Origin of the sequence: Streptomyces sp. NRRL B-3229 (assembly GCF_000719505.1) — a bacterium.
Classification (GTDB): domain Bacteria; phylum Actinomycetota; class Actinomycetes; order Streptomycetales; family Streptomycetaceae; genus Streptomyces; species Streptomyces griseorubiginosus.
Window position 1 is genome coordinate 1 of sequence record NZ_JOGP01000143.1, and the last position, 314, is coordinate 314.

Genomic DNA, 314 nt, shown 5'->3' on the forward strand with positions numbered 1-314 from the left:
GATCTGTACGGCAAGATCACCAACCCGGCGAACGGCTACTTCTCCCCCGAGGGCATCCCCTACCACTCGGTGGAGACGCTGATCGTCGAGGCGCCGGACCACGGTCACGAGACCACCTCGGAGGCGTACAGCTACCTCCTGTGGCTCCAGGCCATGTACGGCAAGGTGACCGGCGACTGGTCCAAGTTCAACGGCGCCTGGGAGATCATGGAGAAGTACATGATCCCCACCCACGCCGACCAGCCGACCAACTCCTTCTACAACGCCTCCAAGCCGGCCACCTACGCGCCCGAGCTGGACACCCCCAACGAGTA

1 protein-coding gene is annotated in these 314 nt (G+C 63.7%); it reads left to right on the plus strand.

Features of this window, described 5'->3' with window-relative positions; all coding sequences use genetic code 11:
- Positions 1-314: glycoside hydrolase family 48 protein (locus tag IF54_RS40290; protein WP_037821279.1), on the plus strand; the 314-nt coding region annotated here is incomplete at both ends.